The organism is Parapedobacter indicus (genome assembly GCF_900113765.1).
Classification (GTDB): Bacteria; Bacteroidota; Bacteroidia; order Sphingobacteriales; family Sphingobacteriaceae; genus Parapedobacter; species Parapedobacter indicus.
Window position 1 is genome coordinate 215,769 of the sequence record NZ_FOQO01000006.1, and the last position, 19,581, is coordinate 235,349.

A 19,581-nucleotide genomic window follows, 5' to 3' on the forward strand; every position below is an offset into this window, starting at 1 on the left:
ATAATTGCACGCATTGGTTACCGCAGTTCATAAAGCCGTTTCAAGGATACACGCATAACCATAACAAATAATTAACAAAAGATTAACGAGATTAATACATTGGACAAAAACCTTATAACCAACTGTTAATCAATGTCTTTATTCCAAAAAATAAACGTACCCCGATTCGTAGATGAAACGATTTCCAGTTTACCGTCTCGATTCAAATCGACGGTTAATAAATCAGATCCGGCGCCCGAACGATTATGCACCAATTCCGGTTCAAAGCGTGCACCACCTGGTGCCTGGGCATCGCGGACCGTGCGGAAGCAATACAATACGGCAGGTCCCTGTGGATCGGGGTCAAGGTGCGTATCCAAATGCGACCAGTAGCGCTTACCTGCAATGAAATCGGGAATGCCATCGCCATCGATGTCGGCGAAAGTAGTACCATGCAGTTGGGAAAACGTTACCCCGCCTGCGTTGTCCGTCGAATAATCATCCATGATCATATGACGCGTAAACGCAATCGCTCCGGATGCATCTCGCTGTTGTTCATACCAAGCCAAACCAAAACCATGGGCATTGAGACTGGTTACTACATCATTCTCGCCATCTCCATTTACATCGTATACTGCCATGACGCTGCCACCCATTCCCCCACCTCGATGACCGTAACGGCCAAATGCAACGGGATGATAGGTCCAAGTTTTACCGGCATCCAGCTGCTCGGGCTGCTCCCACCAACCATTTGGATTGATAATATCCGGACGGCCATCGCCGTTGATATCCCCGACCCCAAATCCGTGGGCAGTATAATATCCGGTTTCGGAAACCAGGTATACTTTCCATGGCTTGCTGGGATCAGCCGGATCAAACTTTGAATATTTCAATGCCCGGTCGCCACTGGTTCCATAGACGATCTCCGGCCGGCCATCGTCGTCGATGTCCTTGAAAATGGTCACTTCGGAATTTATGTTACCTGGAATGACGGCATGCATTTCCCACCGGCGGGATTCACCCTTGGGATTGAGATACAGGCGTCCGAACGGTGATGCCGAAAAGACATCCGGCCAACCGTCGCCGTTAAAATCATACGTATATTGGCAATTTACTTCGGAAAATTGCTGGGAAGGATTATAAGTAACTCCTTGAAATATTTCCCGGTACATAGTAAAATCCGGACCATAGTAAACGTGGGGGCCGGCCACGACATCCATGTTACCGTCTAGGTTGATATCGGCCGCCGCCGAGCTGAATGAATAGTACATATCGCTCAGCTGCTGTACTTCATACCGCGTAGAAGATGCTTCCTTCGGTGTATAACGAACGGCAAGATCCTTGTATTTGAAGTCTTTGTAACGTACCACCGCTTTGCCCTTTACGTATAATGCGATGGGTCCGTATTCACCAAACTCCTCATCTGCCGCACCGCCGGGGCCAATTCCGTCGTTAATGAACCCCCTTAGGATATTCATATCCAGCACACATTCCAGCTGGTTCCATCCGTTTCCCTGAAAAGCCGTCTCAGGCCGGGGAATGGGCAACACCGGCCCGGCATTCTCCCCGCTGCGATTTGGCTGCCGTTGCCTCTCCTGACGATTGTCATTGGGTGAATTGGTGGCATTAGGATCGGGCGGTGGCGCCACCCGCATCATCCCCCCGGCGCGCCGCAATAGCGTACGGCCCACCTCTCTTCCCTTATCGTCCAATACCAATCCGTATGCAGCCGATTCATCGTGCCGCAGCGAGACGAAGATGCCTTTCCAGCCGCCGTCTGTTTTTTCAAGCCGAAGCAAAACACCCGCTTCTCCGTCGCCCTCCATCTTCACCAGGGTATTGAATGTCACATCCTGAAAGGATCGATCTAATAACAGCAAACTGGCCGTTGTATCGGTTGACTTGCCTATCCATTCACCCTTCTCAGCACGCCAATCTGCCGTTCCGACTTTGTTCCAACGGGCCAGACTAGCTCCTTCGAATGAATAGTCAGGCTTAAAACTAAGGCCCCGCCCATGGGTCTCACCCTCCTGTGCATAGGAAACCCCTGCAACAGAAGCCAGGGTAAGCAGTATGATAAGAATCTTCTTCTTCATAAATCTTACGCTATTTAATATGATTCCTTACATGTTCGATGCCCCATCTGGCCACGTCGTCATAATCAATATCCTGAAATTTGCCACTCCACTGCGCAATTACATAGGTACCCTTGAATCCCGCTTTTTCGGCCAATTGAATACATTTGTCAAAATCATAGGAGGTATGCTCCATGTGATCGTTGAAGTCTACCATTTTTGCAGAAACGACGTGGGCATACGGCAAAATCTTGGACAGGGATTCCATCATGACTTCCTCCGTATACTGGGGAATGTAGTTACCAAAATCGGGCTCCGTATATACCCCCGATTCCCGGGCGATCTGCACGTGTTTATCGGCATCCATCTCTATCCCGAAATGGTTGGCCGTAATGATGGTCAGCTTTTTCCGTTTCGCATAGTTGTTCAGCTCCTTCAGCGATTCAATGCTTTTTTCGACTGTACCCTTTGGCGAGCCGGGATTTATCCGTACGCACTTCGACCCCAGAAACGACGCGGCATCCATCCATGCTTTTACATCCGCGATACTTTGCCGCCGTTCAGCTTCGTCTGTAGCCGCAAGGTCATAGGAAATCCGGTCGATCTGTATATTCAGCAATTCCGACTTAGCCGATTTGATCTTGTCACGCAGTCTACCCAGGTAATCCGGTTCCAACGATTCGAAATGTTCATTCCAGAATTCGATCTTGCGAATGCCGAATTTATCGCGGTGGTGCTCGGGGACATCCAACAGGGTCAGTTCCTCTTTGATCGCGTTCCATTGCTGGGGTTTTGTACGTTGGAATCGATACCTGAAGAGCAGTGTGCCGAGGGCGATACGATCCATCTTGGACGTAGGTAATCCAATCTTACCCAAGGTGGGCGATACCCATGCCGATAAGACGATTCCTCCGGTGCTAAAAATAAATGCTTTTCTATCCATAATTATTTCTCTTTTTTGGGTAATGCATATACGATATACCCTTTGGGTACGTCGGATTCTGCTTTCGATTTGTCTTTCAAGCTGCCGACCGAACAGACGACCAAGTACTGCCTGCCATCCACTTCATACATGGCAGGAAGACCTCCGGGATTGCTTCTGCCCAATTCCGCAGACCACAGCATACTTCCATCATCCGTATTGTAGGCATAAACCCGTCCATCCAAGCAAGTGGAAAACAGCAGACCTGTTGAAGTGACGACCATCCCCTTGCCTTGTGAGCCGTTGGGCATGCTCAGGTTGTTACTACCTGGTATGCTGTCGTCATTTCCCAACGGGATTTTCCATTTAATTTTACCTTCATTCAGATCATAGGCGACAATAAGCGACCAAGGCGGTGTCAGTAGGTTAGGCACCCCCAACCCCCAATTATTGGTTTCGACATATTCGGACCTCGGGCCGGTATACGCACTGGGGTAATCTGTCATGCGTTGCCCACCGGACGGTGGGAGATCAACGGGAACGCCGCCAGATGCCACCACAGGGCCGTCGGGCAACTCCACCCTATCGTCATCCCTGTTCCCGCGCCCTCCCGGACCTCGTTGTGCTTCAGGAGTAACATAGGCGTAGATCGCCGCGATCTCCGTTTCAGTAAGGTGGGGAAAGCCGGGCATGCGACCCTTACCGACTGCCATAATACCTTTAAAGGCTTCGGCGTTCACTTTCGTGCTTAAATTTATCAGTGTGGCCCCCAATCCGTCGATACCGGCCCGATTTTCGCCGTGGCAAGCTTGGCAATGTTGCATATACAGCGCCTTTCCCTGAGCCAACCTTTCGGGCGAAACACCGGAATTTCGCCCGCCACCAAACCCGGGGCCACCCCGCTGGGGAGCGGATTCCCGCTTTTTAAGGCTGTAAAAATCGACAAGCTCTTGCGTTTGCACATAGACAATCCCGTTTTTGGGGTCCGCAGCGGTATTGCCGAAGTTTGCTCCGCCCACCGCGCCGGGATTAGTAACCACCTCGTACTGATCCGAAAGCGGATGGAAAAGGCCATTCTTTGCGGCGGCTACCCGTGCCGTCCATTTCGCTTTATCGGCCGGCGGAAAATAAGGATTGATGTCATCAACGGTTACCAACTGACGATTGAACGGCGGAACGACGGTCGGAAATGGCTGTGTAGGCCAAGCCGTTTCATTGGGCATATCGCTGGCAGGTACCGGCCGCTCTTCAATCGGCCATAGAGGTTTGCCCGTTACCCGGTCAAACACAAAGAGAAATCCATGTTTGGAGGCAACTGCCACGGCATCTATTTTTTTCCCACCGTGGTTGACGGTAATTAATTGGGGGGCCGCTGTCAAGTCATAGTCCCAAATATCATGATGAACCGTCTGGAAATGCCACAGCCGTTTGCCGGTACGCGCATCCAATGCCAAGATGCAATTGCCAAACAAATTACTGCCCGCTCTATCCGAACCGTCGTAATCATAAGTTGGGGAACCGATCGGAAAGTAAGCAATGCCCCGGTCTTCATCCACGGAAATCTCTCCCCATGTATTGGTGCCCCCCACATACTTATATGCTTCCGCTGGCCAGGTGTCATAGCCATATTCACCGGGATGCGGAATGGTGTGGAATACCCATACCAGCTCCCCGGTTATGACATTGTAGGCACGAAGATGGCCCGGGCCCGAGAACAAATTTTCGCCCGGAGCGGATCCGAGAATAATCAAATCCTCGAACACCTTACCCGGTGTGGTCGATGTGGCCCGGCCAAAGGTAGCCGGGTCGCGATCCAATCCCTGCTTGAGATCGACATACCCACCCTTGCCAAACGTGGTAATCGATTTACCGGTGTTTGCATCAATCGCTTGCAACGTGTTATTCAAGCAGATCAACAACCGTTTTTCTTTTCGATCTTTACGCTGCCAGAAATTGACGCCCCGTTGTATGATGCCCCGCAGGTTGGCATGTATCCACAGTTCCTTCCCAGTTGCGGCATCGATGGCCACTAAGGAGTTATTTTTCGCCAGCACATACATCACGCCATCGACAATGACTGGATTGAAGCGGTAGTTTACGTTGTCGCCAGTTGGGTATACAAAGGCAATCTCCAGTTGATTCACATTCTCCCTGGTAATCTGCTTGTAGTCGACATATTTCGAGTGGTCCGGTCCCCCGCCGTAATCACTCCACGCTTTATACCGCGTAGCGTGATCCGGATGACAGGCCCAGCACACGGCGAGAAATAAAGTTCCCAAAATCGCAGTTCTTTGCATGATTGTCATTTAGTTACAATTGGTTAAATGAAGGCTCCTCTATTAAATCGATTTAGTAAATCACCTGTCCCATCGAAATGTCGATGAAAAAACTTCTCGTTTATTTTAGTGAACCCGAATGATATAATTGGCTATTTAAAATTTCAGTCAAGATTAATCTCACAGGCATAATAAATCATTAACAAAGCATTAACACCTGTTGATAGCGTTTAACAATCAACACAAATAGCTGATTATCAAAAGAAATTAAATAAACGAAGCAATGTAACTTTCGTATTAACTAGGCGGTTCTTTTTATCACGATTATCGTAAGTATAGCTGAAGAAAGCAATGCAGCTGACATCAGGATATAGGATGCTCCGAAACCACCGGTATAACCATTCAGATACCCGACAATATAAGCTCCCCCAAATGAACCTAGAGCTCCCATACTGTTTATCAGCCCCAACGCTCCCCCCGCTACATTTCTTGGCAAGATCTCGGTTATTACAGCGAAGAAAGGACCATAAGGCGCATACATAGCACCTCCAGCTATTACAAGCAAAACAAAAGATAGCCAAAAATTACTGGTCCCAAGCAGGTAAGACAAGTAAAAAGCAACTGCTCCCACAAGCAGGAACGGCCAAATGAACAGTTTTCGATTCAACGTTTTATCCGAATAATAGGATGCGCCAAGCATCGCTATAATTGCCAAGACATAAGGCACGGCCGATAGCCATCCGGTCGTAACGATGTCCATATTGGGTGCCGCTTTAATGATCGATGGAAGCCACATTACAAAACCGTACAGTCCCAGGCTCCAAAGCAGGTATTGAAGGCATAGTAAAATTACCGCTTTGGACCGAAACGCCTCTGCATAGTTCTTGACGGCTTTTATACCTTGTTGCTCTTCACTCAATTGGTCTTCGATCGCCTTTTTTTCGGTTTCCGTCAACCAATTGGCATCTTTGGGTTTCTCATCGATCATCTTCCACCAAATAACAGCCCATAGCATAGCTGGAAGGCCTTGTATGATAAACATCCAACGCCAACCCAATGAATCGACCAAATAACCGGAAAGGACCGACATCCACAGCACCGTTGCCGGATTGCCCAAAATCAGAAAGGTATTTGCCCGCGAACGCTCCCGTTTCGTAAACCATTGGCTCAATAGAATCAGCATGGCAGGCATTACCGCACTTTCTACCACCCCCAACATAAAGCGGATAAAAATCAATACGGAAACGTTACTCACCATCCCCGTGGCTGTCGCAAATCCTCCCCACAGGATCAATGACCAAAAAATAAGTTTCTTTGCGCTCTTATGTGCAGCGTAGTGAGCCCCCGGAATCTGGAAAAAGAAATAGCCCAGGAAGAAAAGCGAACCCAGCAGCGACGACATTCCCGGCGTAATATTCAAGTCTTCGGCCATGCCGCCTGCAGCGGCAAAACCGAAATTCGCCCGATCGAGGTAAGCAAGACTATAGGTAATAAAAACGACCGGTATAATCCGATACCACCGTGAGGAAGCTAAGGTATTCATCAGAAAATAATTTAGTTTTAAATTTTAACCGCCTGCCTGGCTACCAAACGCAATTTCCCTTCATTTTGAACCCATACCATCAGCACCTTAAGTTTGGCTATTCCGGGTTCTTTGCCCGCATCATGGGTATGTCCAAACAGCTCGTGCCGCACAATGGCAGTATTGCCGACCACATCGACGGTCTGTGCGGAAAATTCCAAACTTGTAAATTTAAACTTCCCGCTCACCATCGAAGCAATGCAAGTTTTCTGGTTCTCTATCAATCCATTGGAATGCCCGTAAGTCAACGACTCGTCCAACAATTCTTCAAATACCGCTTGGTCGGGATGCAGCATTACTTCGCGGAACGATTCAACAGCCGCAGCCACGCTGGTTTCTGATACCCCTGTCTCACCGGGCTGATTACAGCTCGTAGCCATCGTTGCAGCCATTAATACGATTAATGTTCTTTTCATAACTTTTAGATTTAATTTTTACCCTGATCGTATGCATACGTTATGGTCCAATTGAATGTTTGGCCAGGTTCTACCCGTACATCAATATAGGGTTCCGGACAAACGGTTGTCGGACACGACCAAAAAACCATTTTGGAAATGGGCCTGTCGCCCGTAATTTTTACGCTGGCTCCGGTTTTAATATTTTGCACGGTAATAGCATAGTCAACCGATCGTCCGCCTCCTAGATCTGCAAAATAGGCTTGTTCTCCACGCTGTAACTCCCTTAGAAAAACAATTTCATTACCTCTCAGCTTTACAATGTCGCCTAATCCTCTGGCGTCTATTGGATGTAATTTGTCTCCTGGAACTCGAATGCGATAACCCGGCCCAGCAGGCTCGCTGTCTATCACAAAAAAATTATGATTATACACCCGTGTTTCGATAACTTTTTTACCCGTGTTTTCCAAAGAATGCGTCAGCATCATTTTGGATTCCCCAGTTGGCAAGCTTACCACCTTTTTGTATACATAAGCGTAATCCGATTCTTCGAGCACATGGGTAAAGGATACCTGCTGCCTCCGGGTGTCCACGTACCAAACACCTGGGTCCGCAAGCGTATACCGTCTATGAAATGCATACGGCTTCTCATCCGGTTTTATCAAGCTCCCCACACCGATTTTCACAAATTTACCTCCAACCTGAGTTTGTTCAAATCCGAGGGGATTAAATTCTTCTACCGGACCGACAATGCCATCGTGCCCCAAGGGATCGTGGTGAGCAAACCATTCCCCGTAATATTGATGCCCCGCATATGCTAACTCAGGGATTACACCCGACCAGTCAAATCTTGTTCCTCGGTAATAGCCTTTGTTTATATCCGGAAGATAGATCGTTGCCTGTATCAGCTCATTGGTGATCGTTACCTGCGGGAAGGGATGATCGGCCGGATTTGCGGCTACCGACAACAACCCCATCAATGACAATAAGCAATATAACTTCATCCGCATAAAGGTCTTATTATTTAAGCGCAAAAGCGATATAATTTCCACCAAGTTTTGCTCCTCTCGCCCCGCCTGCCGCAATCACTACATACTGCCTGCCCGCTACTTCATACGTAATCGGTGTAGCAAATCCACCGGCAGGCAATTGATATTCCCATAAAATCTCACCGGTTTTTTTATCAAATGCCCGGATTCGTTCATCTCTTGTTGCCGCAATAAAAACCAATCCACCCGCTGTCACAATGGGACCGCCGTAACTCTCTGTTCCCGTAACGGGTATACCCTTTTCGGTCAATTCGGGGAATTCCCCAAGTGGCACCCGCCAAACGTATTCGCCCGTATTCAGATCAATTGCATTCAATGTACCCCAAGGCGGCTTTACTCCGGGGTAGCCATCCGGATCGGTTAGTCTTTCCCATACTTTTTTGACATATAAGGGCTTAAATCCAAACGATGGTGATTCGGCACGGTTTTGCGCCTTACCCTGCTGAACGCCTGTAGCGGGGCGGGATACCGCCCGTGGGTTACGTACATATTGGACAATAGCTTCTCGGTCGTCATCGGGTAAATGCTGAAAAGAGGGCATCCTTCCGGTCCCGGCCGTGACAATTTGTTTCAGTTGAGCGTGAGACATCCGATTGCCAATTTCTGCAAGGCTGGGGAACTCCAAGCCATTGCCTCTCCGATCGCCCCCATGGCAGGATGCACAGTTAATCGCATAAAGTGCATTGCCCCTGGATAAGGACGCCGTTTCCCTATTCAATGATACCGTATCGATCATTTGAAGCACCCAGGGCTCATCGTTTGCGTTGATATACAACACCCCCTCGGGATCTGCCGCGCTCCCGCCCCACTCGGCGCCGCCGCTATAACCGAATAGCAGCGTTCCCGAAGTATCAGGTGGCGTAAATTTATGGTCCGAGCGGTATTTCAGATACTGTGCTTTGATATACGCGTGTGATTCGGGGGAAATGTCGGTAATATCCGCTTCCGTGAAAACTTGTCTGGAAAAGGGCAAAGGCTTCAGTGGAAACTTCTGCGTGGGATAGGGATGCTCGCCCGGAAGCCCATGGGTCGGCACCGCCCTTTCTTCAACAGGAAACAGTGACTTGCCTGTTTCCCGGTCTAGCAAATATAAAAGTCCGTCTTTTGTAGCCTGCGCCACCGCATCTATCCGTTTCCCATCGTGATTTACGGTAACCAAATTGGGTTGGCATGAGATATCTCGATCCCACAAATCGTGGTGTATGACCTGGTAATGCCATGCTAACTTTCCGGTTTGGGCATGAAGGGCCACTACACAATTGGCAAATAGGTTGCTGCCTTTCCGGTCGCCCCCATAGAAATCGGATGCCGGTGACCCCGTACCAAAGAATACCATTCCGCGCCTTTCGTCTACGACCATACCTGCCCAGCTGTTGGCTGCGCCTATCTTTTGGTAAGCACTATCGGGCCACGTATCGTATCCCGTTTCACCGGGATGCGGGATCGTATGAAACACCCAGCGTAGTTCGCCGGTGATTATGTCAAACGCGCGGACATATCCAGGGGCGGCATTGCCCGACTCCGAGACCGCCGACCCTACAATGTACACATCGCCATAGATCACCCCCGGACTCGTGGCGTTGATCGACAAGCCGACGACGTCGTTTTCCAGTCCTTTTGCGATTCCCTCATACAGGTTTACGACTCCCTGCTCGCCAAAACTTAGTACCGGTTCACCGCGAATTGCGTCAACTGCATATAAATTTGGTCCGACCGTATACAATATCCGTTTGTCTTCCCCTTTTTCCCAGTAAGCAACTCCCCTATTGACGTGAATCCTGCTTTCAGGCGGTTCGAATTTCCACGTTAATTCGCCGGTGGCCGCATTCAGCGCAAATAGTTTCAACGCAGGGGTTGTACCATACAACATACCATTGACCACAATGGGCTGGCACTGGATCTGCAGCGCCCGTGGCTGCTTGCCGGCCTCGGGTTCCTCGGCGGCATTAAACATCCAAGCGACTTCCAATTGATCAACATTACCAGTATCGATCTGATTGAGTGGCGAATACCGATTGCCCGCCTTGTTTCCTCCATAAACAGGCCAATCCGTTCCGGTTTTGAAGGAATACGTATCCCGTTCCACGCAGGCCATATGCCCCAAACCTACAATCAGCAGGTAACTGCAAAATCTTGTTCGCGTCACAGAAAAACCAATTTATGGCCGTATGATGGTACCATCGTATTTACGGATGGTCCACTTCGATCGGGTTCCAATCGGATATTTGGCTGCTTCCTTTTCATTGATATCAACACCCAGGCCCGGCGTTTCGTTGACGTTAAAATATCCATTTTCAATAGTCGGTGTACCGGGAAATACCTCGTGTACCCGTTCGTTAAAAAACTGCGATTCCTGGATTCCGAAGTTCCAAACGGCGATGTTGATGTTATTGTTTGCCGCATGTCCTACCGGCGACGTATCGCCCGGTCCGTGCCAAGCCGTACGGACGTTGAACCATTCGCCGAGCCTGGCAACTTTCATGGCCGGTGTAATGCCTCCGATCTGTGAAATATGGATGCGGATAAAATCAAAAAGCTGGTCGGCCATGTAATCCCGGAACTCGTTGATATTATTAAATAATTCGCCCATGGCCAGCGGTACAGTGGTTGCTACCCGAAGCTTTTTAAACCACCCCATATTTTCCGGAGAGAACGGATCTTCAATAAAAAATGGCCTGTATTCTTCCAACCGCTTAATCATATTGATCGCCTCAATCGGTTCGACGCGCTCATGGACGTCATGCAGCAACTCAATATCTTCACCAAAACGCTTCCTCACTGCCTCAAACATCTTGGGCACATTCTTCAAGTAAGTACGCTGATCCATGAACTCGTCTCCCGGCTTTCCATAACCTGCCTTTTGGAAATCCGGCACGAAGTCTTTGTTCAGCCCCACCCCACCGTATCCGCCTTGCTGGATGCGGATGTGTCTGAATCCACGTTCAATGTATCGACCTACACTTTCACATATTTCCTCGAAGTCGCGCCCACTGGCGTGTGCATAGGTATCGATGGCGAAACGTGTTTTCCCGCCTAAGAGTTGATGCACAGGAACATTTGCACGTTTGCCTTTGATGTCCCAAAGGGCTTGATCCAATCCAGACAGGGCATTATTCAGCACCGGACCGTTTCGCCAATAGGAACTTACATAGGCCGATTGCCACATGTCTTCAATATTGTCTACATCTCTGCCCTGGCAAAATTCATTTAAATAGGTGTCAATAGCCGGTATCACAACGGCGGCGCGTTGTGTATAGGTCGCGCAGCCTAATCCATAGAGGCCCGGCTCGGAAGTTTCCACTTTTACGATGACCAGGTTATTTCCACCGGGTGCGGTAGCGATTGCCCGAACTTTTGTGATGGTGACAGGAGCGGCTCCCCGAGCATATTGAGGTGTTTCCCGATCCAATGCGTTGCCCTTAGAAATAGACGTTCCGCCAAGCAAGCCAAACATACTTGCAGCCGAACCCATGCCGAGCATCTTGAGCATATCCCGGCGATTAGCGAATGTTGCGTTGTTTTTAGATTCCATATTGGTCAATGGTTTTAAGAATTGGTATCATGCGATTTATCGTCGCAAATTTTCCCAAGACTAAAACAAATCCGATAACAAAGCATTAATAAAAGCTTAATGACGCGGTGAGGTCGAACCTATTCCACCTAAAAACCTCGGCGCTAGGCAATAAAAATCACACAAGAAAATGATCGAAAAAACTAGGAAAGAATCATCTTGTAGTCTTTACCGAATTCCTCCCCATAAATATGGCGATATTCATTGCAGAAATTTTCAAATGTTTGCGTGGCGAGCGAGTGGTTACCCATATAGGCTAGGGCTTTGCACTTGATGATCATAGCCTCTTCGTGAACGGGATCGAAGTAAAAAATATTATTGGCCAGTTCAACCATAAATTCCGGATCATCTGAAATAGCTACATTCTCTGCAAAACGCATATAGGTGTTGATCACCTGGATCGAGACCTCTGCTTTAAACGAGTCGAGCCATTCATAGTCCGTTTCAGAAAGAAATCCACCTCGTTGAACAATAGTCGACAATTCTTTGATACGATCTTTAGCTAACCGATCTTTGTTGGTCACAATCGATAAGTAATTTTTGTAATCGATATAAATATCGCTATCGGCCTGAAATCTCCAGTATCCGGTTTCTTTAGAGATCTTCGTGCTTCCCAATCGTTCTAAGATGGTATTAATTTTCGCAATATTGACAGACCGGTTGTTACGGGCACTATCCGTAGATTTATCAAACCAGAATTGTTCCGTTAATTTTTCCGAACTGATACCCCTTCCTCGTCGCAACGTGTGGAGTAATACGACCAGAAATATTTCCTTGATAAGCGGCGTGAAACTGCGGGTCATATCGATTCCTTCGGAGTCAAAAAGCTGCAAATCTCCACCAAAAAGAAATATACTGCTTCTATCTTGTCTTTGTTCCATTGTGTTCACAAGAGAGATCGCTTCCCCCTTAAGTTCCGCCACCAACGGCGGACTGGAAATGGGCACCTGCTTCGCTTTCACGGCTCTTTTCCGTATGAAAACGTAAGCAGCCAGTAACCCCACCACACCCAATGCAACGTATAACCAAATCCGCATACCCCAACCCTTCGATAGGACCTTATTCGTTGTGGCATCATAGGGAAGCGGTGGACTAAATAGCGAATAAATTTTGGCTACCGCGAGATCGTCCTTTTGATCATAATACAAAGTGACCGCCGCAAAACGCTTGCTATCGGGACAATAATACAAATCAGAAAAAGATTGGATATCGTGGAAGGAATACGGAATAGGTGCTGCCAGCTCTCTCAAATCGGGTTGAGTCAACGAACCGACGACCAACTGTAAATTCGCATTGTATTTATGTTTAGGAAATACGAGCCCATAGTACTGACCGGCTTCCTCATCAACGATCAGCGAATTGGCCCATACAAAATCCTCTTCGCCCGGATTAAGTTCATAGATTTTCGAAAGCGTTTTCTTTTTGACGTCAAAAAAAACAAGATCGTAAATGTTTTTTGGATTGAGCATTTGCTGACCCGAGACACTTCCATAACCTCCCAGAATATAGGCACCGCCTGGTGTAGCACCCAATGCGGCAAGGTAACGTGGGACAAGCGGTTCTCCACCAACCGCAATCGGATGCCAGGTTCCGTCCGGCGCGTACCGTTGAATTTCGTTCTTGAATAGAAAATGGCCGTATCCTCCGACAAAATACAAACTGCTATCCACCGGTGAACTGAATTTGTTGAAATGAAGATAACTCGTCCCTTCCCCAGGATAGATAAAGTTTTTTGACCATTTTAATGATGCAAAATCAAAGACCGAAACGGTTTTCTGATCGATGCATATATTCAACAGTTGATTGTTCAATGTGTCAAAAAAAGATTGATTTCCATTAATCAATAGCAACGGTCCAGATTGATAATGGTAAACGCTGCGCTGGCCTGTTGGAATATGAATACGTAACAGCGAGTCTCTTCCGACTACGAAGATACTTTCCGTCCGCGGATCAAATGCCGAACTAGCCTGTCCGCTTATTTTGACATCCTGAAGCAATCCCCACTCATAATGGGATCGCTTGATCCATTGGGGATTGACGACCGAAGCGGTCATTCCCCTGATCACGTCATTTACCGCTGTGCCTTTTTCCTCATCCAACGGCCAATGATGCAACAGGCGCCCTCCCTCCCGGATTTGAACATTCCGTATCTTCATTGCAGGTACATCGGTCGTCTTGAACTCCTTGTAATCGTTATATCCAAACAAGACTTTCAGGCAACCGCGAATATCGATGGGCAATCTCTCAGTGTAAACACTGTCACCACATTTTACCGTTATTAAACTCGCATGCGTATCCAGTTTAATCGCAATGGGAATCCAGCTGTTAAAAAGTTTGGCAGAATCGATGTTAAAGGCGATGTTAGAAAATTTTCCGCCTAATACGATTTTGAAATGCTTCTCTGCATTTGTTGAGCGATCATAAAGCAAATCAATATTTGTTTTGTCATCGGCGATGATCCGAACAACGTAACCAAAATAATCGGAACGGTTAGGCATGAACGAGAGCTCGAATGCCAACTCGGTGTCATCGTCAACACATAGCTGCTTACCGCTGCTTAAATCCAATCCCGTCCGCCGGTCCAGAACAGCCTCATGGCTAGCAAAACCCAATCCGTATTGGGCATTACCATCCAGCGGAAATATAACCATACTTCCCAGGATACAATAACAGATGACATAAAAAGCCCCCGGTTTCAATGCCCACATAGATTTATAGATTGCAGTTTGTCGATAGCCAATAGACATCTAAATCATAAAGATGTACTGTGGATATCTGCTAGCGATTATTTTCGCCTTCCAAATATCGACAAACTTGCCAATATCTGCAATGGATGCATTCTAAATTGTCAAATTGGGCGCGTCTACCGGAACTTATCTGTTTGACCGCAAGCCCTCCAGGCCTTTTAGGTTTTACAACTAGACACCTCTTTTAAGGTGGATGATTTTATAGGGTGTCTCCTTATTGACGTTGGGATAGATGAATCCTTTACCATTGGCATCCATAACTTCTATTACATACATCAGATCGTATTGCGGATCAATTTGACCGGCGGGTATTGTTGCCTGGAACATGTTTTTTTCACCGGTTGTGACCATTGGCAGCATTTCAAAGTCTTTGTACTGGTTCACGGCCCGGTATTGCAGGCGTACCCATTTTAATCCGCCTGGTGCTTGTACATGTACCTGCAGCGTGATGGGCTTCCCTACAGCCGCGCTGTCCGGTGCTTGATGACGAATGACAAAATAATTGCTGTTTTCCGGATCGTCAGCAGGTTTGTAGCCGGGCGATTGGGTTACCTGCCCGTCTGGTTTGAACCTCAGGCGTTCTTCTTTTAGTTTTTCCACACCGTTATTCAGCATCACCAACTCGTCCTTCCAATGACCTGAAAGCGGCTTTTTCCCGATCAATATCGGATCTGCATATAAATCGCCAGCGGCATTTACCAACTGCGACCAAGCTTCGGCTGCCTTTTCCTCGTAAGCGATTGCATCGTCTAGTGCCGATACGTCTTGTGTACGAAGAAACAAGCAGTAGCTCACCGCTGCCGGAACCCTACGGGAATGATAAAGCGCAAGGTCTGCAAGCATCTTCAGATCGGTGACGGTGGCATGAAACTCCTTATTGTTTTGGTCGCCGATCAACTCTTCGGCTTCAGCGACTTTTTCCTTGATCGATGCAGACAACCGTGCCAGCCATTCGCTGGTTGTCGACGGTAACGTTTTTGCCGTCTCCAGTTTCCCCAACAGCACCTGTGCCTCTTCGTCAAAACTGGCAAATTGCTGCAAATCGCTACCTTCGGCGCTCGCATACAACGGCAAATCGCCCAAACGTTGTTTTTCCGGCCAGGCACTGGTCGTCGGAAAAAAGCTGTATGGGTAACACGCCCCGACAATCCGTGGCAGTACCCAGCTCGCTTCATGTAAGGCCGACCGGATCAGCGGACCAGCTTTTTCTCCAAACCGTTTCGCAAATTCTTTGTCCCAGACATCATCCGGTGTGTGTGGATCGTATCCGACCAAGCCAAACGTCTGATAGAAGTGCCAATAGCGTTCAAATTCATACGTGTAATACGGATAGGGCGGATTGAGCAGTTGAAAGGGTTCTGCATCGTGCACCTGTGATTCCATTTTGGTTGCCATCGGTTCATACACGGCATATGCATCGCTATTGTATAGATGGCTGCTGGCGGCAAAGCGCCTGACGTATTCCGGATCACCCCACAGGAATACCCGGTTGGACCCACCATTCCATAGTTTCCATAATACCTGATAATGCTGTGGGTAGCGAAGCATATCGGCGTATCCATGGCGCCTGTTTTTTTGGTCTTCCCGATTAATGTGTGTAGGGCTGTAGGGAAGCCCCATTTGTTCCATCCAAAACTTCGGCGCGATGCGGAAGTTGAGCCCCATATCGATCGCATTTTTTATTAACGCATCGGTAATGCCTTTGCCATGGATATCAATAAACATATCCGGTGCGGTTTCCTTGACGGTCTGGAAAAAATTCAGGCTAAATTCGTGCAATTCACTTTGCTTAAGACCGGATTCATTGTTGGTCTTAAACAGAATGGCATCCAGTTCGGGAAAGGTCTTTAAAAACTTGGCAAAGGCTGCTTTGGTATATCGGTTCAGGTTGGTCGAGTCAAGCCCGGTTACCTGCCACGGTAATGGGTGGCCCTCACGGTATTCAAAATCCGGATTTCCCCCAGCCTGCACACCGCCACGGTAGATATGATCCCATATACCCAGCCGGATCCCGATACCGCGGTCGTGCGCCATCTTAATGAGCCGATTCATCGTTGCCACATTCTTTTGCTGCTGCTCGGCAGTTATATCCGCCATTTTTACGCCGGGATAGCCATCCACGTTAAAAAAGTAGGGGTAACAGGGTGCCATGAAGCCCCCGTTTTCATATCCGAACAGAATCTCCAGCATATTAAGCCGATTCTGTGCCATCATGTCAAAATACCGAACCCAGAAATTCTCATCGTAGAAACGGCTCTCCCAGTAACGGCGGTGCATGGTATACATCGCAATGCCGCGCTCTTTGATATCCGGCTCCGAAGTAACTTCCGTTACGAAATGTAGCGGATCCGACGATTCGGTGCTCCAGCTGATACGGTTGGCAACGTCCAGTAATCCGTACATCAGGCCGCTGTCGTCATATCCGCTGATCACGGTGACCGGCTTGTTTTGCCACGTGGTATTCCAAATGGTCAGTGATTCTTTCGTTTCGGGTACCGAATGATTGCCTTCTTTCAGTAGCCGTGCCGCCAAACCATTTCCATGAGCGATTCCAGTTATCAGCATCATCCGGCCTTTGGCATTGCCGGTGGATGTCAACGTTTCAACGTGCAGCTGTTTCTGCTGGATTGCTTCGATCAATTTGGTTAAGCCGTGCCTCGCCACCGGACTTAATTGGGTATCGGTAATAATCGATACATCCATACCGGGCGAAGCCGCATAGGCCTGTGAAAAAATCAATGTAAATGCAACTAATAACGCACGTAGGCAGTTTAACGACTTCATAACAATCAATTGGGTTTATCGGTCATCTCCAACTCCAACACACCTCCATTCATGATATCGGCGTGTGAGAGAAAAGGTCTTTTCAATTTCCTGCCGTTTAACCGGGCAGACCCGACATACTTGTGCGTATCTGACACATTTTTAGCTCTTACACGAAACGTCTTGCCATCTGTCAACTCAATCGTTGCCTCCTCAAACAGCGGGCTCCCCAACACATATTCGCCCGATGCCGGGAAAACGGGGTAAAAACCAAGTGATGAGAAAATATACCAAGCAGATAGCTGGCCGCAATCTTCATTTCCGATGATTCCGTCAGGTTTATCGTGATACATTTGGCGCATAATGTCATGCACTTTCTCTGCCGTTTTCCAGGGCTGGCCCGCATACGAATATAAGTAAGCCACGTGATGCCCCGGCTCATTCCCGTGCGCATATTGCCCGATGGTGCCCGTTAGATCGACCAGTACGTCTTCGTTCGTTTCCGATTCAAGCTGAAAGAACGTATCCAGCCTTTCGGTAAACCGCCGTGGTCCCCCCAGCAAATCAATGAGTCCTTCCACATCTTGGGGAGCCAGCCAAAGATATTGCCATGCATTCCCTTCTGCATAATCCGCCGCCCAGGGTCGGACGCTTTTCAGCGGATCAAATTTCGGGTTCCATCGGCCATCCGCCAACTTACCCCGCATAAAGCCCGTAGCCGGATCGTAATGCATCCGATAACTTTCCGCCCGTTTCCGGAAATAGGCATAATCATCCTTTTTCCCCAATGCTTTTGCCATCAGCGCAATACTTCCCGCGCCGATGGCATTTTCCATGGCGTTGGCAACCGGCCTACTGACTTCTCCATCCGAAGGAATGACCTTGAATTCCCTGAGGTAATTCAATCCCTTTTGATCCGACATCGCCGTCGTCTTCAGCGCCTGGAACGCCCGTTCAGCATCAAAGCCCCTCAGCCCCTTGAGGTAAGCTTCTGCGACAATCTGCTGACTACTGATACCGACCATGGTTTGTGTCTCATACCCCATCAAGTGCCAGATCGGTAAGTACCCCTGCTGATCGGAAATAGCCAACATGGAATTGACCATGTCATTTACCCGATCGGGATTTAAGAGGACATACAAGGGATGGGCCGCCCGATAGGTATCCCATGTAGAAAAAATGCTGTAGTTCGTAAAACCGGGATCCGTGTATACATTGCCATCGACACCCCGATAGTCTCCGTCATGATCATTGAAGAGCGAAGGATGCATGAAGGCGTGATACATCGCGGTATAAAATACCCGTTTATCCACGGCACGGTTCGTGGTGATGTTGATCTTGCCCAGTTCGTCTTCCCATTTCTCATCTGCCGCCACCGCGACCCGTTCAAAATCCCAATGTGGAATTTCGGCCGATATGTTGGCCAGGGCATTCTCCGTGCTTACCGGCGATATCCCGACTTTCAATTCGACGTTTTCAGGGGGTTGCTGCAGACTGATCAAGCCTTTGATGGCGCTCCCCTTTCCTTCCTTGCCGGATAGCGGTTTTTGGTCGTCATAAAGCGAAAAGTCATGGATAGCCACCGAGCTTTTAATGGCAAAATAAATCAATTGCTTCTTCGCCCATCCCGAGGACGCCCGATGGCCAACCAACGTATATTCGTCTACTTGCTTTAGGTATGTATCCGTCGATTTGTCGTTGATCCCCTCCTTCAAATCCAGGATAATACGCGCCGTTTGCCCATCCGGAAAATGATAGCGGTGGTAGCCCACCCGCTCGGTGGCTGTCAATTCGACCTCGACACCGTTAGCCAGTTCAACACGGTAATAACCCGGTTTTGCACGCTCATTATCGTGGGAAAAAAGAGACGCGTACCCACTGCCGGGAACCGTCTCTTCACCTTTGTCTAACTTAATCGCCCCGGTATAAGGCATAATCAACACATCGGAAAGGTCTCCAATACCCGTACCGCTAAGGTGGGTATGGGCAAACCCACGAATCACACTGTCTTGGTAATTATATCCCGAACACCAGTCCCAACCTTTATAAAAATTGTCCGGGCCCAATTGGACTCCGCCAAATGGCACATTGGCACCTACAAATACATGTCCATGTCCACCCGAACCGATAAAGGGATCCACATAAGAGGTCAGTTTCTGCCCCACAGCAAAAAACGAAACTACACTGAATAACAGCGTGACGGTTGCCTTCATGCGCTTCCT

General features: G+C 48.4%; 11 protein-coding genes. All 11 read right to left on the minus strand.

Annotation, left to right across the window (positions count from 1 at the left end):
- Positions 1-125: 125 nt before the first annotated feature.
- The 11 genes from BMZ56_RS13730 to BMZ56_RS13780 all read right to left on the minus strand — a co-directional run bounded on the left by BMZ56_RS13730 (position 126) and on the right by BMZ56_RS13780 (position 19,572).
- Positions 126-2,075 (minus strand): FG-GAP repeat domain-containing protein, encoded by a 1,950-nt coding sequence (locus BMZ56_RS13730; protein ID WP_090627640.1) that lies wholly within the window; start codon positions 2,073-2,075, stop codon positions 126-128.
- Between the two features lie 10 nt (positions 2,076-2,085).
- Positions 2,086-2,997, minus strand: a complete 912-nt coding sequence (locus tag BMZ56_RS13735; RefSeq protein ID WP_090627642.1) for a sugar phosphate isomerase/epimerase family protein — start codon at positions 2,995-2,997, stop codon at positions 2,086-2,088.
- Between the two features lie 2 nt (positions 2,998-2,999).
- On the minus strand, positions 3,000-5,273 hold the full coding sequence (locus BMZ56_RS13740) for an outer membrane protein assembly factor BamB family protein (protein WP_143072925.1): 2,274 nt from the start codon (positions 5,271-5,273) through the stop codon (positions 3,000-3,002).
- Between the two features lie 280 nt (positions 5,274-5,553).
- Positions 5,554-6,795: an MFS transporter gene (locus BMZ56_RS13745; RefSeq protein WP_090627645.1), complete on the minus strand. Its 1,242-nt coding sequence runs from the start codon at positions 6,793-6,795 to the stop codon at positions 5,554-5,556.
- Positions 6,796-6,812: 17 nt separating this feature from the next.
- Positions 6,813-7,250: a nuclear transport factor 2 family protein gene (locus BMZ56_RS13750; RefSeq protein ID WP_090627647.1), complete on the minus strand. Its 438-nt coding sequence runs from the start codon at positions 7,248-7,250 to the stop codon at positions 6,813-6,815.
- A gap of 11 nt (positions 7,251-7,261) precedes the next feature.
- Positions 7,262-8,239, minus strand: coding sequence for a hypothetical protein (locus tag BMZ56_RS13755; protein ID WP_218146567.1), 978 nt, complete (start codon positions 8,237-8,239; stop codon positions 7,262-7,264).
- A gap of 10 nt (positions 8,240-8,249) precedes the next feature.
- The gene (locus BMZ56_RS13760) at positions 8,250-10,424 is read right to left on the minus strand and encodes a pyrroloquinoline quinone-dependent dehydrogenase (RefSeq protein WP_218146568.1); all 2,175 of its coding nucleotides are present in this window, start codon (positions 10,422-10,424) and stop codon (positions 8,250-8,252) included.
- 12 nt (positions 10,425-10,436) lie between these two features.
- Entirely contained in the window at positions 10,437-11,810 is a 1,374-nt protein-coding gene (locus tag BMZ56_RS13765; protein WP_090627652.1) for an enolase C-terminal domain-like protein, read from the minus strand.
- Between the two features lie 182 nt (positions 11,811-11,992).
- Positions 11,993-14,557, minus strand: a complete 2,565-nt coding sequence (locus tag BMZ56_RS13770) for a Kelch repeat-containing protein (protein WP_090627654.1) — start codon at positions 14,555-14,557, stop codon at positions 11,993-11,995.
- A 210-nt stretch (positions 14,558-14,767) separates the two neighbouring features.
- On the minus strand, positions 14,768-17,380 hold the full coding sequence (locus BMZ56_RS13775; protein ID WP_090627655.1) for a hypothetical protein: 2,613 nt from the start codon (positions 17,378-17,380) through the stop codon (positions 14,768-14,770).
- Between the two features lie 5 nt (positions 17,381-17,385).
- A complete protein-coding gene (locus BMZ56_RS13780) occupies positions 17,386-19,572 on the minus strand; it encodes a GH92 family glycosyl hydrolase (protein ID WP_090627657.1) in 2,187 nt (728 codons plus the stop codon).
- Positions 19,573-19,581: the final 9 nt, after the last annotated feature.